Below are 22,676 nucleotides of genomic sequence, written 5' to 3'. Positions count from 1 at the left end.
GCCCCGGCTGCTGGCCGTGCCGCCCACAGGGCCGCATGCAGCAGCTGCAGGTTGCGCACAGTGCGCTCGGCAATAACGATTGATGTCCATCCGCGCCCTGTTGCGGGCGGCGACGCGTTGCGTCGCCACGCCGCAGGAGTAGGGCATACTCACCCTCCGACACTCCCCTCCCCGCGTGCTTCCTTGTACTTTTGCCGCCCTTTGGCAAGGCGGCCTGGAACGGCCTACGGGTCGCGGAGTTTATAAAAATGAAACGCATGTTGTTTAATGCTACCCAGCAGGAGGAGCTGCGCGTAGCAATCGTCGATGGCCAGAAGCTGATCGATATCGATATCGAAACGGCCGGCCGCGAACAGCGCAAGTCCAACATCTACAAGGGTGTCATCACCCGCATCGAGCCCTCGCTCGAGGCCTGCTTCGTCAGCTATGGCGAAGAGCGCCACGGCTTCCTGCCGTTCAAGGAAGTGGCCCGCTCGTACTTCCGCGAAGGCGTGGACGTGCGCAACGCCACCATCAAGGAAGCCCTGCGCGAAGGCCAGGAAATCATGGTGCAGGTCGAGAAAGAGGAACGCGGCAACAAGGGCGCGGCCCTGACCTCGTTCATCTCGCTGGCCGGCCGCTACCTGGTGCTCATGCCCAACAACCCGCGCGGCGGCGGCGTGTCGCGCCGCGTCGAAGGCGAAGAACGCCAGGAACTGCGCGAAACCATGGACAAGCTCGACCTGCCGCAGGGCATGTCGGTGATCGCCCGCACCGCCGGCATCGGCCGCACGGTCGAAGAGCTGCAGTGGGACCTCAATTACCTGATGCAGCTGTGGCGCGCCATCGAAGGCGCCGGCAAGTCGGCCCCGGGCGCGTTCCTGATTTACCAGGAAAGCTCGCTGGTGATCCGCGCGATCCGCGACTACTTCCAGCCGGACATCGGCGAGATCCTGATCGACACCGACGAGATCTACGACCAGGCGCACCAGTTCATGAGCCACGTGATGCCGGACATGGTGCACCGCGTGAAGCGTTACAGCGACGACGTGCCGCTGTTCTCGCGTTTCCAGATCGAACACCAGATCGAGACCGCCTACGCCCGCACCGTGCCGCTGCCCTCGGGCGGCGCGATCGTCATCGACCACACCGAAGCGCTGGTGTCCATCGACGTCAACTCGGCACGCGCCACGCGCGGCTCGGACATCGAGACCACCGCCTTCAACACCAACCTGGAAGCGGCCGATGAAGTGGCCCGCCAGCTGCGCCTGCGCGACCTGGGCGGCCTGATCGTGATCGACTTCATCGACATGGAAGTGGCCAAGAACCAGCGCGAAGTGGAACAGCGCCTGAAGGACGCGCTGCACCACGACCGTGCACGCGTGCAGATGGGCAAGATCTCGCGCTTCGGCCTGATGGAACTGTCGCGCCAGCGCCTGCGCCCGTCGCTGTCCGAAGGCTCGCACGTGACCTGCCCGCGCTGCTCCGGCACCGGCCACATCCGCGACACCGAGTCGTCCGCCCTGCAGGTCCTGCGCATCATCCAGGAAGAGGCGATGAAGGAGAACTCGGCGACCATCCACGTGCAGGTGCCGGTCGACGTGGCCGCGTTCCTGCTCAACGAAAAGCGCGGCGAAGTGCTCAAGATCGAGAACCGCCACCGCATCGCCGTCATCCTGATCCCGAACAAGCACCTGGAAACGCCGCACTACAAGCTCGAGCGCATCAAGCACGACGACCCGCGCCTGGAAGAAGCGGCTGCCAGCTATACCCTGGCCGAAACCGCCGAAACCGACATGGGCTTCTCCAAGCGCCAGAAGGAAGAAGCGCGTCCGCGCCAGGAAGCCGTGGTCAAGACCATCACCCCGGCCCAGCCCGCCCCGATGGTGGACCGCACCGAAGCGGCCAAGCCGGCCGCTGCCCCGGCAAGCGCGCCCGCACCGGCTGCCGCCGCTCCGGCCGAAGCCGGCTTCTTTGCGCGCCTGCGCAACTTCTTCTTTGGCGGCCCGGCCCCGGTGGCACCTGCTCCCGCCCCCGCCGCCCCGGCCAAGCCTGCCGCGGCAGCTGCCGGCGAGCGTGGCGAACGCGGCGGCCGTGGCCAGCGCGGCCGCAGCCGTAACGGCAAGGGTGGACGCGAGCGCGAGGAGCGCGAACCGGTGGCCAAGGCACCGCAGGACGAATCGGCCAAGGCAACTGAAGCAGCGGAAGCCAAGGGCGGCCGCCAGCGCCGGCAACGTCAGCCGCGTGAACCGCGCGAGACCGCCGAGCTGCAGGCAGCCGCAGCGGCGCCGCGCGCGGAGCGTGGCGAGCGTCCGGAACGTGGTGAGCGCGCCGAACGCGGCGAGCGCGGCCAACGCCCGCAACGCGCCCGCGGCGAACGCTTCCCGGCAGTCGAGGCCAAGGCCGAGGAGCCGAACGAAGTGCAGAACGCAATCCCGGTCGAGGAGATCGAAACCGCAAGCGCCCCGCATGGTGACGAGCTCGAGCATGCAGTGAATGTCGCCGCTACCGGCCCGGCCGGCGAGGCCGAAGCGGGTGGCGACGAGCCGCGCCGCCGCCGTCGTCGTGGTGGCCGCAACCGCAACCGCCGCGAGCGCGAGCAGGCCGAAGGCGTCGAAGGCGCCGAGGAGGAAGCAACGCCGGCATTCGCCCCGGTTGCCGACGAGGAAGCCGCCAAGGTGCAGGCCGAGGCAAAACGGGCTAAGCCGGCAGCACAGGCACGCGCCGCAACCAGCGAACCGTGGCCGTTCCCGACGGCAGCATCGATGGCCGCCAAGGCCGCTCCGGCACCAGCACCTGCGGCAGCCGCCCCGGCAGCCACGGCCAAGCCGGCTGGCGTGCCGCAGCCGAGCGCGACCACCTGGTTCTTCCCGACCGCCGCACTGATGGGTGTGAAACCGGCCGCTCCGGCTGCCCCCGCACCGGCTGCAGTTGCACAAGTTGCCCCGGCTGAACAGGCACCCGCTGTGCAGCCGAGCGCACCGGTTGAGCAACCCGCCGCACCGGTTGTGCAAGCCGTGGCGCAGCCCAAGAGCGCCGAACCCGTAGCGGTGCGCGCGCCGGCCGTAGCGGTTGCGCCCGCGCCGGTGGCAGACCTCAATCAGCTGTTGAGCGCTGCCGGCCTGCAGCTGGCCTCGACCGATCCGGAGAAGCTGAAAGCCGCGCAGGAGGCTGCCGCCCAGGTACCGCAGCCGGCTCCGGTGCGCCGCACCCGCCGCCAGGTCCCGCCGCCGGTCGACGAGCCGCTGATCCAGGTGGATACCCGCCAGTAAGCGGCAAACAAGAAAAGGGAAGCCGCGTGCTTCCCTTTTTTGTTGGTGGGCAGATTCTGCCCACGCGTTCAACCACCGACGAAATGTTTCAGGCTGCCTGTTTCATTTCGCTCCGGTTGAACGCGTGGGCGGGAAACCCGCCCACCCTACGACCCCCGGCACAAATATGAAGACGCACACGAGCGTTCTCGGTAACGTGGACTCCAACCAATCGCCACCGCAATGCGTCACGCTGCGCGAGGCGTTCTGGTATTGGCTCAAGCTCGGCTTCATCAGCTTCGGCGGCCCGGCCGGCCAGATCGCGCTGATGCACACCGAGCTGGTGGAGCGCCGCCGCTGGATCTCCGAGCGCCGCTTCCTGCATGCCCTCAACTACTGCATGCTGCTGCCCGGCCCCGAAGCCACCCAGCTGGCGATCTACATCGGCTGGCTGCTGCACCGCACGGCTGGCGGCATCATCGCCGGCGTGCTTTTCGTGCTGCCCTCGCTGGCGATCCTGATCGCGCTGTCGTGGATCTACATGGCGTTCGGCCACGTCCCCGCCGTCGCGGGCGTCATGTACGGCATCAAGCCAGCCGTGGTCGCCATCGTGCTGGCCGCGGCCTGGCGCATCGGCAGCCGCACCATCAAGAACGCCGTGCTCGCGGCGATCGCCCTGGCCGCTTTCGTCTCGATCGCCGTGCTGCGCCTGCCTTTCCCACTGATCGTGCTGGGCGCGGCGCTGGCCGGTTTTGCCGGCGCGCGCCTGTCGCCGCAGCGGTTCGACCTCGGCGGCGCCCATCCCGGCGACACCGCCTCCTATGGCCCCGCCCTGATCGACGACACCACTCCCACGCCCGCGCATGCCCTGTTCAGCTGGCGCCGCCTGGCTAACGTCGTGCTGGCCGGCTCCGCGCTGGCACTGTCCGCGTGGCTGCTGCTGGCCTGGCTGTTCGGCATCCACAGTCCGCTGGCGCAAATGGGCTGGTTCTTCACCAAGGCCGCGCTCATGACGTTCGGCGGCGCCTACGCGGTGCTGCCCTACGTGGTGCAAGGCGCGGTGGACCATTACGGCTGGCTCTCCGCGCCCCAGATGATCGACGGTCTGGCGCTCGGCGAAACTACGCCCGGACCGCTGATCATGATTGTGGCCTTCGTCGGCTTCGTGGGCGGCTGGACCCATGCGCTGTTCGGGCCGGCCGCCCTGCCCGCCGCTGGTGCGGCCGGCGCGGCGGTGGCCACGCTGTTCACGTTCATGCCGTCGTTCGTGTTCATCCTCGCCGGCGGCCCGGTGGTCGAGTCTACCCGCGGCAACCTGCGGCTGACTGCTCCGCTGACCGCGATCTCGGCGGCCGTGGTCGGCGTGATCGCCAGCCTTGCCGTGTTCTTCGGCGGGCACGTGTTCTTCGCCGGCGGGCTCCTTCAGCCGGCCGCAATCGTCATCGGCCTGGCCGCCTGCATCGCCCTTTTCCGCTACAAAATGGGCACCATCCCGCTCATCGCCGCCTGTGCCGTGGCGGGCCTCGTGCTATCGTATTGGCATGGCTGAAAAAATCATCATGCTGAACGATACGCGGACCGGTTCCCTGCCTGTCCCTGCCGTTCTCCAGGCGCCCACCGGCCGCGTGGACGACGCCCTCGCGCGCCCGCTGCACGACCTGCGCATCAGCGTCACCGACCGCTGCAACTTCCGCTGCGTGTACTGCATGCCCAAGGAAGTGTTCGACAAGGACTACCCCTACCTGCCGCACGCATCGCTGCTCTCGTTCGAGGAGATCACGCGCGTGGCGCGGCTGTTCGTCGAGCACGGCGTGGAAAAGCTGCGCCTGACCGGCGGCGAACCGCTGCTGCGCAAGGACATCGAACGCCTGGTCGGCATGCTGCGCGACCTACGCACGCCGTCCGGCCGCCCGCTCGACCTGACCCTGACAACCAACGGCTCGCTGCTGGCCCGCAAGGCGCGCGCGCTCAAGGACGCAGGCCTGGACCGCGTCACCGTGTCGCTCGACGCGCTCGACGACGCGACCTTCCGCCGCATGAACGACGTCGACTTTGCCGTGACGGATGTCCTCGACGGCATCGAGGCCGCGCACGCCGCCGGGCTGGGACCGATCAAGGTCAACATGGTGGTCAAGCGCGGCATGAACGACGCCGAGATCCTGCCGATGGCGCGCCACTTCAAGGCCACGCCGTTCATCCTGCGCTTCATCGAGTTCATGGACGTGGGCGCATCGAACGGCTGGAACATGGATGACGTGGTGCCGTCGCGCGAGATCGCCAGCCGCATCGGCGCCGAGATGCCGCTCGAACCGGTCGAACCGAACTACCACGGCGAGACCGCCACGCGCTGGCGTTACCTGGACGGCAGCGGCGAGATCGGCCTGATTTCCAGCGTCACCCAGGCCTTCTGCCGCGACTGCACCCGCATCCGGCTGTCCACCGAAGGACAGCTGTACACGTGTCTGTTCGCCACCCGCGGCCACGACCTGCGCGCGCTCCTGCGCGACGGCCGCAGCGACCTCGAGATCTCGAGCGCGATCGCCCAGCTGTGGCGCGCGCGCGCGGACCGCTATTCCGAGACCCGCACCATCCATACTGCTGCCCTGCGCGGCGGCGCACAAAAAGTCGAAATGTCCTACATCGGCGGATAACAAATGAAAGAACAAGCATTGATCAGTGGGCTGATCCTCGCTGGCGGACGCGGCACGCGCATGGGCCACGTGGACAAGGGGCTGCAAGCGTTTCGCGGCAAGCCGATGGCGGCGCACGTGCTCGAGCGCCTGGCGCCGCAGGTGGCCTCGGTCGCCATCAACGCCAACCAGAACCTGAACACCTGGGCCGGTTTCGGTGTGCCCGTCTGGCCCGACGATACGCCGGGCTTTGCCGGCCCGCTGGCAGGCCTGGAGGCCGGTATGCGGCGCGCCACCACCGAGTACGTGCTGACCGCGCCGTGCGACTCGCCATTTCTGCCGCCCGACCTGGCCGGGCGCCTGTTCGCCGCGCTGCAGGCCGAAGGAGCGGACCTCGCGTTCGCGGCGACCCAGGAGCCAGGCATGCAGCGCCAGCCGCACCCGGTCTTCTGCCTCGTCAAAACCAGCCTGCTGCCGGTGCTGTCAAGCTACCTTGCCGCCGGCGGTCGCAAGATGGACGGCTGGTACAAGGACCTGAAAGCGGTCGAGGTGCTGTTCGACGACGCCGACGCCTTCAGCAACATCAACACCCTGGATGAGCTCGATGCGGCCGCGCGTAGGGTGGGCAGCTGTGCTGCCCACGCGTCCGACCAGAGCATGCCGGAGTTGAACGCGTGGGCAGCACAGCTGCCCACCCTACAACACGTCACCAGCTGCGTCTCTGGCTACGATCCCAACGCGCTGCCGGTACGCGACGCGCAGCGCATCATCCGCGAGTTCGTCGCGCCGGTGCGCGCCATCGAACAGGTGGCGCTGCGCTCGGCGCTGGGCCGCGTGCTCGCGCAGGACATCGTCTCGCCCTTCAACGTGCCCGCACACGACAACTCGGCCATGGACGGTTTTGCGCTGCGCGGAGCCGATCTGGCGGCCGACGGCCCGACCACGCTGCGCGTGGTAGCAACCGTGTACGCCGGCCGCCCATCGGACGTGGTGCCGGCCCCGGGCGAATGCGTGCGCATCATGACCGGCGGCGTCATGCCGGCCGGCTGCGACACGGTGGTGCCGCAGGAATTCACGACCGCTCAAGATGACAGCGTGACGATCCCCCCGAGCACCGTGCGCGTGGGCGACAACCGGCGCCTGGCCGGCGAAGACCTGAAGGCAGGCAGCCCTGCGCTCGCAAAGGGCAAGATCGTGCGCCCCGCAGACCTAGGGCTGCTCGCATCGCTCGCCGTGGCGGAAGTGCCCGTGCAGCGCCGCCTGCGCGTGGCGTTCTTCTCCACCGGCGACGAGCTGCGTTCGATCGGGCAGCCGCTGGACGAAGGCTGCGTGTACGACAGCAACCGCTACACCATCTACGGCATGCTGCAGCGCCTGGGCTGCGACATCATCGACATGGGCATCGTGCGCGACGATCCGCAGGCGCTCGAGGATGCCCTGCGCGCGGCCTGCGAAAACGCGGACGCCATCGTCACCTCGGGCGGCGTGTCGGTTGGCGCGGCGGACTACACCAAGCAGATCATGGGCAAGCTGGGCGACGTCACGTTCTGGAAGATCGGCATGCGGCCAGGGCGCCCGCTCGCGTTCGGGCGCATCAGCTCGAACGGCCGCAGCGCCTTCCTGTTCGGCTTGCCCGGCAATCCGGTCGCGGTGATGGTGTCGTTCTACTTCTTCGCGCGCGATGCGCTGCTGCGCATGATGGGCGCCGAAGCGCCGCTCGAGCTGCTGAAGGCACGCTCAGTGGGCGCGATCCGCAAGAAGCCGGGGCGTACCGAATACCAGCGCGGCATCCTCTCGCGCGGCGAGGACGGCATGCCGCAGGTGCGCATCACCGGCTCGCAAGGCTCGGGCATCCTGCGCTCGATGTCCGAGGCAAATTGCATGGTGGTTCTGCATGACGAACAAGGCAGCGTTGCGGCCGGCGACATGGTGGACGTGCTGCCGTTCGAAGGACTGGTATAGGCGGGCTGTCCCGGGCATTCACGCGTTCAAACCACATCAGAGCAGCCCGCACCGTCAATCGAGGTCCATGTTCTCCAAATACGGCAGGCCCGCCCAGTCAGGCTGATAGACGCCCTTGGCAACATAACGATGAACGCTCGAGTAAGGCCAAGAGCCGGCGCTTTTCGCGACGCCATGCTTCACCGGGTTGAAATGGATATAGTCCAGGTGCCGTTCCAGGTCCGCGTCGCTGCGAATTTGATGCTCCCAAAACCGCCGCTGCCAAACGCTCGCGTCGCGATGCTTGCGCCTTGAAACCGTCACCGCCACGTCGTCGAACAATCCGCGACAAGCATAGGCAACATGATGCTTGATAAGCGACCAGCGCGCCGAGAAATCAACGTCGTCATCGGGCAGCGTCCAAATGCAGTGCAGGTGGTCGGATAAGAGCACCATTCCTTCGAGCTCAAAAGGCCGCGCGATCCGGACGCGATCAATCGCAGTTCTCAATGCGACTCGGACTGGATCCGAGCAAAGTACGGGGCGGCGACGATGCGATACGACCGTGAAGAAGAAGGTGGAGCCAACGGTGGCGCGGCGAAAGCGTGACATGATCCGCGAGCGTACACGCTTGAACTATACGACGGCTGAGTTGCGTCAACGCGTGGGCATGTTGAACGCGTGGGCGGGAAACCCGCCCACCCTACGTAACGATTGCGGTCAACCGGTCCTCAGCGAACCGAGTATTCCCGGCAGGTCGCGCAACAGGCCGTCCCTGACGCGCAGGCCGGCGGGCACCGGCTCGCGTTTCTGGTCCTGCACAAGACGCGCGAAGATGAGCACGCGGTCCCCCCGTTTCGCCCAGCCCACGAACCAGCCGTATGCGTGCGCTTCGTCCGCGCTGCCGTCGGCAAGGACCGGGAAGCCCGTGCCGGTCTTTCCGTGGATTTCCCAGCCGTTGGCGTACCCGACCCTGGTGATACGGGACGTCATTTCATAAGCCTGCGGGCTTACCGTGAGCTGGCGGTTCACCACCTTGCGCAAGAACCCGACCTGCTCATCCGGCGAGATCTTGAGCGATGAACCGAGCCATGCGTAGGTCAGGCCGGGTTTGCCCGCGCTGCCTGCCACGTCCTGGTTCCCGTACTGGAAACCGCGCACGTAGCCCTGGAAGCGCTCCTCCCCAAGCGCCGTCGTGACCGCCTGCGAATACCACACGACCGAGTCGCGCATCCAGCTTGCGGGGTCGGTCGTGGTCCGCCATTCTGGCCGCCAGTCGATATAGCCCGGCCTGAAAGGCAGTGCCGGCGTATACTCGTCGCGCAGCAGGCGGCTGTCGTAGCCCATCAGGCTGATAGCGATCTTGAACGTCGATGCCGGCGTGACCCGCTGGTCGCACTGGCCCTGGCGCATCAGCATCGTGCCGGTGGCGGCATCGGCCATCACGGTACACTGGACGAGGTCCTGCGCCGCCGCTGCGTGCGCACAGATGCCTGCCGCGAGAAACAGCGCTATCCGGTTTTGCATCCTTTGCCCCTTCGAACCTGGTTGGGTTTATTCGTCGCGATCGGCCGTTTCGGCCCCGAGCATCAGTTGGGCGGCCTCGCTCGGCAGCGCTTCCACCGACTTGAGCTTGCGCGCCATCTGGCGGCTGCGCACCTCCGCGCTTTCGATGTTCCTGGCGGCGCGCTCCAGCGTGGCCTTGGTGGCGGCCAGCACGTCGCCGAACTTGCCGAACTCGGTCTTGACCGCGCCCAGCACCTGCCAGACTTCCGACGAGCGCTTTTCCAGCGCCAGGGTACGGAAGCCCATCTGCAGGCTGTTGAGCAGCGCGGTCAGCGTCGATGGACCTGCGATCATCACCCGCAGCGTGCGCTGCACGTCGTCGGCCAGGCCGGGCCGCCGCATCACTTCGGCATACAGTCCTTCGGTAGGCAGGAACATGATCGCGAAGTCGGTGGTCTGCGGCGGCGACACATACTTCTCGCAGATCGTCTTCGCTTCCAGCCGCACCGCGCGTTCGAGCTCGGCTCCGGCGCGCGCGACCCCATCGGCGTCGGCGTGCTCCGCGGCCTCCACCAGCCGTTCGTACTGCTCCTTCGGGAACTTGGCGTCGATCGGCAACCACAGCGGCGCGCCGCCCTCGACCGCGCCCGGCAGCCTGATCGCGAATTCGACCCGTGCGTTGGTGCCCTTCACGGTCTCCACGTTGCGCGCGTACTGATCCACCGTGAGCACCTGCTCCAGCAGCATCTCCAGCTGCACCTCGCCCCAGGTGCCGCGCGTCTTCACGTTGGTCAGCACGCGCTTGAGGTCGCCCACGCCCACCGCCAGCTGCTGCATTTCGCCCAGCCCCTGATGGACCTTTTCCAGCCGCTCGGACACGTGGCGGAACGACTCGGTGAGCCTGGTTTCGAGGGTGGCGTGCAGCTTTTCGTCGACGGTCTGGCGCATCTCCTCGAGCCGCTTGGCATTGTCGGCTTGCAGGTCGCGGATCTTGGTTTCCAGCGTCGAGCGCACTTCGAGCATGCGCTGCGCGTTCGATTCGGTCAGGCTGGCGATGGCCTGGTTGAGCGTGTCGGCAAAGCGCTTGAGCGCGCGCGCCTGTTCTTCACGCCCGCCGGCCGCATGCAGCTGGATCTGCTGGCGCATCGCCTCCAACTGCTGCACGATGGCAGCCTGGTTCTGCGCCAGGTGGGCCGACAGTTCCTGGCGCGTGCCCTGCGCGCTCGCCTGCATTTCCAGGCGCAGCTCGCGCTCGACCCGATCCAGCTGGCCGCCGCCTTTGCGCAACAGCGCGACCAGCTGCAGCACGACGATGGCAGCAAGCGCCGCGGCGAGGATCAGGAAGTGGGTGTCCGTCATGTTCGCTCAGCCGGCCTTGTTGCGCATCCAGTCGGCCGTGTTGTAGAACGACTGCATCAGGCGCAGCTGCATTTCCTCGTCGATGCCGATGTCCTGCATCGCCCACGCCATGCAGCGCAGCCACTGGTCGCGCTCGCTGCTGCCGATGGCGAACGGCAGATGGCGCGCGCGCAGCATCGGGTGGCCGTACTTTTCGATGAACAGGTCAGGCCCGCCCAGCCAGCCGGACAGGAACATGAACAGCTTCTCGCGCGAGCTGTCGTTCGGTTTCGGGTGCATCGCGTGGATGCAGGCGAACTCCGGCTCCAGCTCCATCAGGTCGTAAAAGCGGTCGACCAGTTCGCGCAAGCGGCTTTCGCCGCCGATCATGTCGTAGGGGGTAGGTGCGTCACTCATCCTGTGATGATAGCGCAGCCGCCGCGGCCCGTGGGGCTCAGGCCTCGCGCAGCGTCTGCAGCGGTGGCTGGCGCAACACGTTGCGCAATCCCAGCCAACCGCCGATCAGGGCGCACACGGCGCCAGCCACCAGTCCCGCAGCCCACACCCCCGGCTCGAACGACCACGGGAACTTCAACTGGTACGTGGCGAGCGCCCAGCCCAGCCCCGCCGCGCCAGATGCCGCCAGCACGCCCGAAAGCCCGCCCACGATCAGGAACTCGATGCGCTGCGCTTGCGCGAGCTGCGCGCGGGTGGCGCCGAGCGCGCGCAGCAGGCCCGCTTCGCGCGTGCGTTCGGCTTGCGAACCCATGAGCGCCGCGTACAGCACCAGCACGCCGGAGGCAAGCGTGAACAGGAACAGGAATTCGACCGCCGTGACCACCTGGTCGAGCACCTCCTGCAGCTGGTGGATGATGCCGGAGACGTCGATCACGGTGAGATTGGGGTAGGCGCGCGTGAGCGTATTGGCCAGCGCCGCGCCGCGCCGCGGCAGGTAGAACGCGGTCATGAAGGTCTGCGGCGCATTCGTCATGGCGGCCGGGTTGATGATGACGAAGAAGTTGGCGCGCATGGAGCCCCATTCCAGCTTGCGCAGGCTCGTGATCTTCGCATCGACCACCTGCCCCGCCATATCGAAGCGCATCACGTCGCCCAGCTTCAGGTTGAGCGTGCGCGCGATCCCCTGCTCGACCGAGGCCTCGGCCACGCCTGGCCCGTCGTTGAACCAGCGGCCGGACACGATCTCGTTCTGCTCCGGTATCTGCGCCATGGTCGAAAGATTGAATTCGCGGTCCGCCAGGCGGCGCGCGTCTTCATTGGTGTAGGTCTGCGGCGTGACCGGCTGGCCGTTCACGGCGGTGAGCCGGCCGCGGATCATCGGGTACAGCACCGGGTTCGCCACGCCGGCGTCCTGGATCTGACGCGCCACTGCTTGCTTCTGGTCCGGCTGGATATTGATGATGAAGCGGTTCGGCGCGTCCGGCGGCAGCGAGACCTGCCATGCCTTCATCAGGTCGCCGCGCACGACGGTCAGCAGCAGGAGCGCCATCAGGCCAAGCGACAGCGCGACCACCTGCACCACTGTCGCGCCGGGCCGGCGCTGCAGCGAAGTGAGCGCAAAGCGCCAGCCCTGGCGTTTCGACAGGCCACGCAGCCGCCGCAACACCATCAGCGCCAGCCAGCCCACCAGCGCGAACACGCCAAAGCCGCCGAGGAAGCCGCCGGCCGTGATCAACGCCAGCTTGGGATCGCCGACCTGCCACAGCAGCAGCGCGATGAACACCACGACACCGAGCCCATAGGTGGCCAGCGCCATCGGTTGCGGCGCGGCCTGCTCGCGGCGGATCACGCGGTTGTGCGGCACGTTGCGCAGCTGGAGCACCGGCGGCAGCGCAAAGCCGACGAGCAGGAGCAGCCCGGTCGCGATGCCCTGCAGGGCGGGCAGCAGCGAAAGCGGCGGCAGGTCGGTGGTGATCATGTTGCCGACGAGGGCAACCAGCACGTAGTGGGCAGCCAGCCCGACCAGCACGCCGAGGATGCTGCCGGCCAGGCCGACCAGCGCGAATTCGAGCAGGTACATGAATCCGACCTGGTTCTGAGTCATGCCCAGGCAGCGCAGCATTGCGCATGCATCCAGGTGGCGTTGCATGAAGCGGCGCGCGGCCATCGCAACCGCGACTGCCGCCAGCATGGCCGACAGCAGGCCGACCAGCGACAGGAAGCGGTCCGCGCGGTCGAGCGTGGCGCGCATCTCGGGCCGGCCGTTTTCCAGCGATTCGATGCGCACGCCCTTGACGGCGCCGCTGTCGATTTGCGCGCGCATCCAGCGTTCGTACTCGTCCACGCGCGACAGGTCGTCGTTCGACGGCGCCGCCACCTGCATGCGCCACATCACGCGCGCAGAGTCGTCGGCGAGGTGCGTGGCGGGCAGGTCGTCCATCGACAGCATCACGCGCGGCGCGAAGTTGACGATCGCGGAGCCGCGGTCCGGCTCGGCCGCGATCAGCTGCGCGATCACGAAGCGCTTGTCGCCCAGCTGAATGGTGCCGCCAACGCCAAGCTTCAGGCTCACCAGCAGGTTCGGGTCCACCCACACCGTGCCGGGCGCCGGAATCACAGAGGTATTCGCGCCGATCGCCGAACTGGCGTCGTCGGCATTGGTGGAGATGCGCATCTGCCCGCGCAGCGGGTAGCGTTTCGACACCGCCTTCACCGACACCAGCTGCGCGACCGAGGCATCGCCCTCGCCGGCCTGCGCCATGCTGGGGAATACCGCCGTATCGGCCAGCACCAGGCCGCGCCGCTCGGCCTCGCGGCGCCAGTCGGCGCGGACCGGCTGGTCTGCGCTCACGAGCAGGTCGGCGCCGATCAGCTGGTGCGCGTCGCGATTGAGTGCGGTGCGCATGCGGTCAACGAAGAAGCCGACAGCGGACAGCGCCGACACGGCGACCACCAGCGCCACCAGCAGGAAGCGCAGCTCGCCGGCGCGCCAGTCGCGCAGGGTCATGCGCAGGGATTGCTTGAACATCGCGACTCCCGTTTTATTGTCAGTCCCAACCCGTCGTTCCCGCATTCGCGGGAACGACGTTGATTAAGGGTGTTGAGCAAAGAACGATTCAACCTCGGCCAGGAATGCGCGCTTCTGTTCCGGCTCCAGGAATGCCGCCGTGAAGCTGTTCTTCGCCAGCTGCTTCGCGTGCGACGCATCCAGCGGCAGCGCCTCGAACGCGGCCACGTAGTTGTCGTTGACGTAGCCGCCGAAGTACGCCGGGTCGTCCGAATTCACGGTCGCCACCAGTCCCTTGTCGAGCAGGTCACGCAGGTTGTGCTTGCCCATCACGTCGAACACGCGCAGCTTGATGTTCGACAGCGGGCACACCGTCAGCGGCACCTGCTCGCGCACCAGGCGCTCGACCAGCAGCGGGTCTTCCAGGCAGCGCACGCCGTGGTCGATGCGTTCGACGTTGAGGATATCGAGCGCATTGCGGATGTAGGCCGGCGGACCTTCCTCGCCGGCGTGCGCCACCAGGTGCAGGCCCAGCTCGCGCGCGCGGTCGAACACGCGTGCGAACTTCTCGGGCGGATGGCCGACCTCGGACGAGTCCAGGCCCACGCCGATGAACTTGTCGCGGTGCGGCGCGGCGTCCTCGAGCGTGGCGATCGCCTCCTCCTCGGACAAGTGGCGCAGGAAGCACATGATCAGCTGCGCACTGACAGGCGAGTCGTGGCAGGCGCGCGAGATGCCGTTGATGACGGTCTCGAACGGCACGCCGCGCGCGGTATGCGTCTGCGGGTCGAAGAAGATTTCGGCATGGCGCACGTTGTCGGCATGCGCGCGTGCGAGATAGGCCGCGGTCATGTCGTAGAAGTCCTGCTCGGTCAGCAGCACGCTGGCGCCGGCGTAGTAAATGTCCAGGAACGACTGCAGATCGGTGAACGCGTACGCTTGGCGCAACGCTTCGACCGAGGGATAAGCCAAGGAAACGCCGTTTCTTTGCGCCATCGCAAAAATCAGCTCCGGCTCGAGCGAGCCTTCGATATGGATGTGCAATTCGGCCTTTGGCATCCGTTCAACAATGTTGCGGAGCTGGTCAGTCAGCATAGGTTTTCCCTGTCAGAGATCAGTTAAGTAGGAGCGCGCCGACAAGTGTAGCGCATGCGCGCCGACGTCTCGTTTCACTCTGGAATTTCTGCAAAAACGGCTGCGGTAACGGTGCGCCACAGCTTGGCCATATCGTGCAATATCGACTTACCATTTGTGAAATCGGGATTGTGAAAACGGCCTCCGAAAACGCTTTTTTGGCGGCCTCAAGAGGGCCAAAAACGGGGCATTCAAGGGCGTTTCAGCGGCCCGTTAAAAATGGCGTTTTATCTTAAAAATCATTAGGTTACCACCACCATACAGGCACGCACGACACTGCTTTGACTTCCGGCACCAATAGGCATATAGTGAATTTCATAAACGTAAGAAGACGCTCTCAACATGCGCGGGGGGACCGGAGCCAAATCCGGTACAACAACAAGAAAATCGCTCACCGTCGTCAACGTCAGCATCCTGACGCCACTGCGGTAGCGACCCAAAAAAAGGAGTACGCCAAAAGACCGGGGCCTGGGCAGTCGCCAACGCACTGCCGTGACAGTGATCGTTGTTAAGCACATTAGAGGACATGCACATGACCATATTTGACAACTACGCCGCCCGCTATGAGCGTACCAAGGAAGAGGAATATTCACTGTCCGAGTTCTTGCAACTCTGCAAGAAGAATCCCCTGACCTACGCCAGCGCCCCGGAACGCATGCTGGCCGCCATCGGCGAGCCGACCCTGGTCGACACGCGCCTCGATCCGCGGCTGTCGCGCATCTTCGCCAACAAGGTCATCAAAATTTATCCCGCATTCCGCGAGTTCTACGGCATGGAGGAAGTGATCGAGCAGGTCGTCTCGTACTTCCGCCACGCCGCGCAAGGGCTCGAGGAGCGCAAGCAGATCCTGTATCTGCTCGGCCCGGTTGGTGGCGGCAAGTCATCGATCGCCGAAAAACTCAAGCAGCTGATGGAGCAGGTGCCGTTCTACTGCCTGAAGGGCTCGCCGGTGAACGAATCGCCGCTGGGCCTGTTCAGCGAGGACGAGGACGGCACGATCCTCGAAGAGGACTACGGCATTCCGCGCCGCTACCTGCGCACCATCCCCAGCCCGTGGGCGGTCAAACGCCTGCATGAGTTTGGCGGCGACATCAACCAGTTCCGCGTGGTCAAGCGCTATCCGTCGATCCTCAAACAGATCGCGATCGCCAAGACCGAGCCGGGCGACGAGAACAACCAGGACATCTCCTCGCTGGTCGGCAAGGTCGATATCCGCAAGCTCGAGGAATACCCGCAGGACGATCCGGACGCCTACAGCTACTCCGGCGGCCTGTGCCTGGCCAACCAGGGCCTGATGGAATTCGTCGAGATGTTCAAGGCGCCGATCAAGGTGCTGCACCCGCTGCTCACTGCCACGCAGGAAGGCAACTACAAGGGCACCGAGGGCTTTGGCGCGATCCCGTTCGAAGGCATCATCCTGGCGCACTCGAACGAGTCGGAGTGGAAGACCTTCCGCAACAACCGCAACAACGAGGCGTTCCTCGACCGTATCTACATCGTCAAGGTGCCGTACTGCCTGCGCGTGTCCGACGAGATCAAGATCTACGATAAGCTGCTGCGCAACTCGTCGCTCGAGAAGGCCCCGTGCGCCCCGGGCACACTGCGCATGATGTCGCAGTTCGCCATCCTGTCGCGCCTGAAGGATCCCGAGAACTCGAGCATCTTTTCCAAGATGCTGGTGTACGACGGCGAGAACCTGAAGGACACCGACCCCAAGGCCAAGTCGCTGCACGAGTACGTGGACTACGCCGGGGTGGACGAAGGCATGAACGGCTTGTCGACGCGCTTTGCCTTCAAGATCCTGTCGAAGGTCTTCAACTTCGACAGCACCGAGGTGGCGGCCAACCCGGTGCACCTGCTGTACGTGCTCGAACAGCAGATCGAGCGCGAGCAGTTCCAGCCCGAGACCGAGCAGCGCTACCTCTCTTATATTAAAGAGCACCTGGCGCAGCGCTACGTGGACTTCATCGGCAAGGAAATCCAGACGGCCTACCTGGAAAGCTATTCCGAGTACGGCCAGAACATCTTCGACCGCTACGTGACGTTTGCCGACTTCTGGATCCAGGACCAGGAATTCCGCGATCCGGATACCGGCGAATCGTTCGACCGCGAGGCGCTCAACAGCGAGCTGGAGAAGATCGAAAAGCCGGCCGGCATCTCGAACCCGAAGGATTTCCGCAACGAGATCGTCAACTTCTGCCTGCGCGCGCGGGCGACGAACAACGGCAAGAATCCTGCATGGACCAGCTACGAGAAGTTCCGCACCGTGATCGAGAAGAAGATGTTCTCGAACACCGAGGAACTGCTGCCGGTGATCTCGTTCAACGCCAAGGCCAGCGCCGAAGACGCCAACAAGCATGCCGACTTCGTCGCCCGCATGGTCGAGAAAGGCTATACCGCCAAGCAGGTTCGCCTCCTGTGCGAATGGTATCTGCGTGTGAGGAAATCGTCGTAAGGCTGTCGGCGCGGGCGTGCCCGCGCGCGTTGAACGCGTGGGCGGGAGACCCGCCCACCCTGCAGTCACCCCCGTAGGGTGGGCAGGTTTCCTGCCCACGCGTTCGACCAGCACAAGGATGGCCGCATCGCCGAGCGCAAGCGCACGGCCGCGGCTGAGTGGGAAGTGTCCCACACCAGCGCAGGCGTCCGACCGATGTGCATGGGCCTGGAGCGCGCGCACACTGGGCCGTCCTGCAACCGTGCGCAGCCAACACGCCGCCACGCAGCGTATTAAGATAGGGGGACCGGGGCACCCGGCCCGCCGCGATAACCAGGAGGCATGTTTTGACTTACCTCATCGACCGACGCTTGCAAGGCAAGAACAAGTCAGCGGTCAACCGCGAGCGCTTCCTGCGTCGCTACAAGGCGCAGATCAAGGATGCGGTCGGGCGCGCGATCAAAGGCCGCTCGATCACCGATATCGAAAACGGCGAGAAGGTCTCGATTCCCGTCAAGGACGTGAACGAGCCGCACTTCGGCCACGCCCACGGCGGCGTCTGGGAGGTCGTCAGCCCGGGCAACACCGAATACCAGAAAGGCGACCAGATCAACCGGCCCAAGTCGGGCGGCGGCGGATCGGGCCGCGGGCGCGCCGGCAACAGCGAACAGACCACCGAGGACGACTTCATCTTCGAGCTCACGCGCGAAGAATTCATGAACTATTTCTTCGAGGATCTTGAACTGCCGAACATGGTCAAGACCCAGCTGGCGCAGACGGTCGAGTTCAAGAACCAGCGTGCCGGCTACAACGTGTCCGGTACGCCATCCAACATCCACGTGCTGCGCTCGCTGCGCGGCGCGCTCGGCCGCCGCATTGCGGTGGGCGGGCCGACGCGCAAGGCCATGAAGCAGGCCGAGCAGGAGCTCAAGCGCCTGCAGGAGCTCGGCGCCGAGGACGACGACGTCCGCGTGCTCGAGCTCAAGCACAAGATTCACCATCTGCACACCAAGCTGCTGGCGATCCCGTTCATCGACCCGTTCGACCTGCGCTACACCAACCGCATCAAGGTGCCCAAGCCGAGTACGCAAGCGGTGATGTTCTGCATCATGGACGTGTCCGGCTCCATGGACGAGATGCGCAAGGACACCGCCAAGCGCTTCTTCATCCTGCTGTACCTGTTCTTGAAGCGGGTGTACGAAAAGATCGAAGTCGTCTTCATCCGCCACCACACCGCCGCGGCCGAGGTGGACGAGGACGAGTTCTTCCACTCGCGCGAGTCGGGCGGCACGGTGGTGTCGTCGGCGCTGCACATGCTGCAAAAGATCCTGACCGAGCGCTACGGCCAGGGCGACTGGAACGCCTACGTGGCGCAGGCCTCCGACGGCGACAACTGGGACAACGACTCGGTGCTGTGCAAGCAGATCCTGGTCAACCACATCATGCCGCGCGTGCAGTACTACACCTATGTCGAGATCACGGACGGCCCGCCGCAGAACCTGTGGGAGCAATATACCGAAGTGGCCGAGAACAATGCCAACTTCGCCATGCAGAAGATCATCACGCCGGCCGACATCTACCCTGTGTTCCGGGAACTGTTCAAGAAGCAGGCCGCACGCTAAGCAGAGGCAATCATGCCAAGAGATCCCCGCCATCCGCGCGCCCTGCCCGAACAGTCGGAGTGGACCTTCGACCTGATCGAGCAGGCGCACGAAGAAATCCGTCGCGTGGCCGCCAAGTTCGGCCTCGACACCTACCCCAACCAGCTCGAGATCATCACCGCCGAGCAGATGATGGACGCCTACGCGTCGGTCGGCATGCCGGTGTCCTACAGCCACTGGTCGTTCGGCAAACACTTCCTGAGCACCGAGAAGAGCTACCGGCGCGGGCAGATGGGCCTGGCGTATGAAATCGTCATCAACTCCAACCCCTGCATCGCCTACCTGATGGAGGAAAACAGCCTGACGATGCAGGCGCTGGTGATCGCGCACGCCGCCTACGGCCACAACTCCTTCTTCAAGGGGAACTACCTGTTCCGCACCTGGACCGACGCCGAGGCGATCGTCGACTACATGGTGTTTGCCAAGAATTACATTGCCGAGTGCGAGCGCCGGCACGGCATCGACGCGGTCGAGGAGCTGCTCGACTCGTGCCACGCGCTGCAGAATTACGGCGTGGACCGCTACAAGCGCCCGGCCAAGCTGTCGATGGCGCAGGAAACGGCGCGCCAGAAAGAACGCGAGGAATACGCCCAGTCGCAGGTCAACGAATTGTGGCGCACGATCCCGCGCCGCGAGGAAGAGGAGGAAGGCGCCGGCTATGCGCCGCAGCGCTTTCCGCCCGAGCCCGAGGAAAACCTGCTGTACTTCATCGAAAAGTACGCGCCGCTGCTCGAACCATGGCAGCGCGAACTGGTGCGCATCACGCGCAAGATCTCGCAGTATTTCTACCCCCAGCGCCAGACCCAGGTGATGAACGAGGGCTGGGCCACGTTCTGGCACTACACGATCCTGCACGAACTATATAAAGAGGGCATCGTCGGCGACGGCTTCATGCTCGAGTTCCTGCAGAGCCATACCAACGTGGTGTACCAGCCGCCCGCCAACAGTCCCTACTACAGTGGGATCAACCCGTACGCGCTCGGTTTTGCCATGATGAGCGACATCCGCCGCATCTGCGAGGAGCCCACCGAGGAGGACCGCGCCTGGTTCCCGGACATTGCCGGCAGCGACTGGATCAAGACGCTCGACTTCGCGATGCGCAACTTCAAGGACGAGAGTTTCATCGCCCAGTACCTGTCGCCCAAGCTGATCCGCGACTTCCACTTCTTCTCGATCCTGGACGACGACCGCCAGGACAAGCTGCTGGTCTCGGCCATCCACGACGAGTCGGGCTACCGCTACGTGCGCCAGAAGCTCGCCGAGCAGTACAACCTGGGCAGCCGCGAGCCGAACATCCAGGTCTGGCAAGTCAATACCCGCGACGACCGGGCGCTGACGCTGCGGCACACCCAGTTCCAGCGGCGGCCGCTGAACCAGCAGGCCCAGGAGGTGCTCAAGCATGTGGCGCGGCTGTGGGGATTCGACGTGCGGCTCGAAACCATGGACCCGAGCGGACATGTGGCGAACTTCATCGACTGCCGCCGCGAAAAGCGGGGCCGCTGACTTCCCCGCCTGTTAACTAATAGTAGCGGACGCGCTGCCGGCGCCACCCGGGCGTGTTCCCTCGTCCCGGCACAGGCCGGGACCGATGCTGAATTCACCGAAGCAGCGCCAACGGCGCACCCGCTCCGGTGCCCGAAGGCGGCAAGCTCAGGTTCTCTTGTCGACCTCTCCCCACCGCCTGGGCGGCGTCCGTCGACGCCGCCCAGCCTATTTCCCGGCGGAACTGTTGTCTTTGACGCATATCAATAAATTGCCACCCTATCACCTGAAGTCATGCCCTCTCCTAGGAGAGCGACTTTCAATAGTACGACGCCCTCGACTGAAACTGGCTATAGTTAGTAGAAACGCCACTTTGGCAACATATGATATTTGCTGAACAGCAAAAACGGCGTGAAAAATTTGGCGAACCGGCGAAAACGCCCTGATCTTCCACACATCCAGGAACCACCCCATGCAGACGTCTCCATTTGTATAGACTGATCACCGACCTGTAGCAGGGGGTGACCCCGTGAGAATGCGTGCTTTTAGGCCCTTTTTACAGGGAAATAGGCGAGCTTTTGCCCCCCCAAAAATGTCTGTGCAAAAAAGAATTCGTAGGTATAATTCCGCGATGTCCCGGATGCGGCCCTAGTTTTTTGTCGTGTTTTGTGGGTTTAGTTGGACCAAAACGAGAGAGTTGGTATTGGAGAAAGCAGGATGAATTTTTCGCACGAGAAGGAACCCGGGAAGAATTTCACTGGTATCGCCATTGTCATCGTCTTGCACGTGATTGTCGCCTGGGGGATCATCAACGGTCTCGGCAAGCGTATGATCACAAAGATGGCAGAGGCAGTGGAAACAAAGATCATCGAGGACGTCAAACCTCCTCCACCGCCCGAGACGCCGCCCCCGCCGCCGCCGCCCGAGATGAAGGCCCCGCCGCCTCCGTTCATCCCGCCGGTGGAAGTGCAGGTGCAGCAGCCGCCGCCGCAGCAAAGCCCGATCAGCAACGCCACCAGCGTGGCGCCGCCGACCAACCAGCTGCAGCGCCCGGCCCCGCCGGCCCCGCCGTCCCCCGCGAAGGCCGCTGGCCCGAGCAAGACCGCGGCAGTGGTGGACTTCAATACGTGCTCGAAGCCGGACTACCCGAAATCGTCGCTGCGTAACGAGGAGACCGGTACGTCGACGGTGTCGTTCCTGATTGGCGCTGACGGCAGCGTGAAAGATTCCAAGATTACGAAGTCGAGCGGCTTCCGTGACCTGGATAAGGCTGCTCAGGCAGCGCTGGGCAGGTGCCGCTTCAAGCCGGCAACTGAAAATGGCCAGCCGGTAGAAACCTGGCAGCCGGTGCAGTACGTCTGGACGCTGGATTAACCGAGACCGCTGTTCGTCTCACTTAGTTAAATTTCGTTGTCATTTGTTCAGCGAACTGTCTATTTTAATTTTTGGAGGAAGCATGTTTAAGAATACCCGTTTGTCCGCTCTCCTGGCGGCTGTCCTGTTCTCGGTGTCGGCGGCTACTGCCCTGGTGTCCGCACCGGCCTTCGCCCAGGACCAGGCTTCGGCCCCGGCGGCAAGCGCTCCGGCAGCTGCCGCTGATGCGGCTGCCCCGGCCGCCGAAGCGCCGGCTCCGGCTGCTGCCAAGACCACCACGGAAGAAGCAGAGAACCCGTTCGGCTTCCAGGCCGTGTGGAACGGCGGCGTGGTCTCGCGCGGCACCCTGATCATCCTGTCGCTGATGTCGATGGGCTCGTGGTACATCATCATTACCAAGCTGCTCGACCAGATGAAGATCTTCAAGCAGTCGAAGGAAACCGCCGCCAAGTTCTGGAAGGCCCCGTCGATCGCCGCCGGCTCGGCTGCCCTGAAAGACGGCTCGCCGTTCCGCTTCATCGCTGAAACCGGCACCAAGGCCACCCAGCATCACGACGGCGCCCTGCTCGAGCAGATCGACCTGTCGACCTGGGTCACCATGCAGATCCAGCGTTCGGTTGACAAGGTTCAATCGCGCCTGCAAGACGGCCTGTCGTTCCTGGCAACCGTCGGCTCGACCGCTCCGTTCATCGGCCTGTTCGGTACCGTCTGGGGCATCTACAACGCACTGACCAACATCGGTATGACCGGTAACGCCTCGATCGACAAGGTCGCAGGTCCGGTGGGTGAAGCACTGATCATGACCGCCTTCGGTCTGTTCGTGGCAGTGCCGGCCGTGCTGGGCTACAACTGGCTGGTCCGTCGCAACAAGTCGGCCATGGAAGACATCCGTTCGTTCTCGGCTGACGTGCACTCGGTGCTGGTGTCGGGCGTGATGAGCACCGCAAACGCCGCAGCGAGCGCTAAGAAGGTTGGCTAATC

15 protein-coding genes are annotated in these 22,676 nt (G+C 65.0%); 9 read left to right on the top strand and 6 right to left on the bottom strand.

The window, feature by feature from the left end; all coding sequences use genetic code 11:
* Positions 1-248: 248 nt before the first annotated feature.
* From NX773_RS02160 to moeA, 4 genes are all read left to right on the top strand, one after another.
* Positions 249-3,251, top strand: a complete 3,003-nt coding sequence (locus tag NX773_RS02160; RefSeq protein WP_258854747.1) for an Rne/Rng family ribonuclease — start codon at positions 249-251, stop codon at positions 3,249-3,251.
* A gap of 166 nt (positions 3,252-3,417) precedes the next feature.
* Positions 3,418-4,779, top strand: coding sequence for a chromate efflux transporter (gene chrA, locus NX773_RS02155; RefSeq protein ID WP_370662208.1), 1,362 nt, complete (start codon positions 3,418-3,420; stop codon positions 4,777-4,779).
* Entirely contained in the window at positions 4,772-5,881 is a 1,110-nt protein-coding gene (gene moaA / locus NX773_RS02150) for a GTP 3',8-cyclase MoaA (protein ID WP_258854745.1), read from the top strand. The genes chrA and moaA overlap by 8 nt, the downstream gene beginning before the upstream one ends.
* Positions 5,882-5,884: 3 nt before the next feature.
* A complete protein-coding gene (gene moeA / locus NX773_RS02145; RefSeq protein ID WP_258854744.1) occupies positions 5,885-7,822 on the top strand; it encodes a molybdopterin molybdotransferase MoeA in 1,938 nt (645 codons plus the stop codon).
* A gap of 54 nt (positions 7,823-7,876) precedes the next feature.
* Here the strand turns inward: moeA and NX773_RS02140 are convergent, their stop codons facing one another.
* From NX773_RS02140 to NX773_RS02115, 6 genes are all read right to left on the bottom strand, one after another.
* Positions 7,877-8,413, bottom strand: coding sequence for an REP-associated tyrosine transposase (locus NX773_RS02140; RefSeq protein WP_258854743.1), 537 nt, complete (start codon positions 8,411-8,413; stop codon positions 7,877-7,879).
* Positions 8,414-8,521: 108 nt separating this feature from the next.
* Positions 8,522-9,328 (bottom strand): class D beta-lactamase, encoded by an 807-nt coding sequence (gene blaOXA / locus NX773_RS02135; protein ID WP_258854742.1) that lies wholly within the window; start codon positions 9,326-9,328, stop codon positions 8,522-8,524.
* A gap of 27 nt (positions 9,329-9,355) precedes the next feature.
* Complete coding sequence (locus tag NX773_RS02130) at positions 9,356-10,666, bottom strand: DNA recombination protein RmuC (RefSeq protein WP_258854741.1); 1,311 nt, start codon at positions 10,664-10,666, stop codon at positions 9,356-9,358.
* A 6-nt stretch (positions 10,667-10,672) separates the two neighbouring features.
* Positions 10,673-11,062 (bottom strand): group II truncated hemoglobin, encoded by a 390-nt coding sequence (locus tag NX773_RS02125; RefSeq protein WP_258854740.1) that lies wholly within the window; start codon positions 11,060-11,062, stop codon positions 10,673-10,675.
* Between the two features lie 37 nt (positions 11,063-11,099).
* Positions 11,100-13,631, bottom strand: coding sequence for an ABC transporter permease (locus NX773_RS02120; RefSeq protein ID WP_258854739.1), 2,532 nt, complete (start codon positions 13,629-13,631; stop codon positions 11,100-11,102).
* Between the two features lie 63 nt (positions 13,632-13,694).
* Positions 13,695-14,705 (bottom strand): adenosine deaminase, encoded by a 1,011-nt coding sequence (locus NX773_RS02115; RefSeq protein WP_258854738.1) that lies wholly within the window; start codon positions 14,703-14,705, stop codon positions 13,695-13,697.
* Positions 14,706-15,276: 571 nt separating this feature from the next.
* Between NX773_RS02115 and NX773_RS02110 the strand changes: the two genes are divergently transcribed.
* The 5 genes from NX773_RS02110 (at position 15,277) to NX773_RS02090 (ending at position 22,674) form a co-directional block, all read left to right on the top strand.
* Positions 15,277-17,199: a PrkA family serine protein kinase gene (locus tag NX773_RS02110; protein ID WP_258854737.1), complete on the top strand. Its 1,923-nt coding sequence runs from the start codon at positions 15,277-15,279 to the stop codon at positions 17,197-17,199.
* A 326-nt stretch (positions 17,200-17,525) separates the two neighbouring features.
* A complete protein-coding gene (locus NX773_RS02105; RefSeq protein ID WP_258854736.1) occupies positions 17,526-18,800 on the top strand; it encodes a YeaH/YhbH family protein in 1,275 nt (424 codons plus the stop codon).
* A gap of 12 nt (positions 18,801-18,812) precedes the next feature.
* On the top strand, positions 18,813-20,342 hold the full coding sequence (locus NX773_RS02100) for a SpoVR family protein (protein ID WP_258854735.1): 1,530 nt from the start codon (positions 18,813-18,815) through the stop codon (positions 20,340-20,342).
* Positions 20,343-21,038: 696 nt separating this feature from the next.
* Positions 21,039-21,695, top strand: coding sequence for an energy transducer TonB (locus NX773_RS02095; RefSeq protein ID WP_258821240.1), 657 nt, complete (start codon positions 21,039-21,041; stop codon positions 21,693-21,695).
* A gap of 82 nt (positions 21,696-21,777) precedes the next feature.
* Positions 21,778-22,674, top strand: a complete 897-nt coding sequence (locus NX773_RS02090; protein WP_258854734.1) for a MotA/TolQ/ExbB proton channel family protein — start codon at positions 21,778-21,780, stop codon at positions 22,672-22,674.
* The last annotated feature ends 2 nt before the right edge of the window (positions 22,675-22,676 follow it).

The sequence above is a fragment of the Massilia solisilvae genome, from assembly GCF_024753215.1.
Taxonomy (GTDB): Bacteria; Pseudomonadota; Gammaproteobacteria; order Burkholderiales; family Burkholderiaceae_D; genus Telluria; species Telluria solisilvae.
This window is presented reverse-complemented; position numbering and strand designations above follow the sequence as displayed.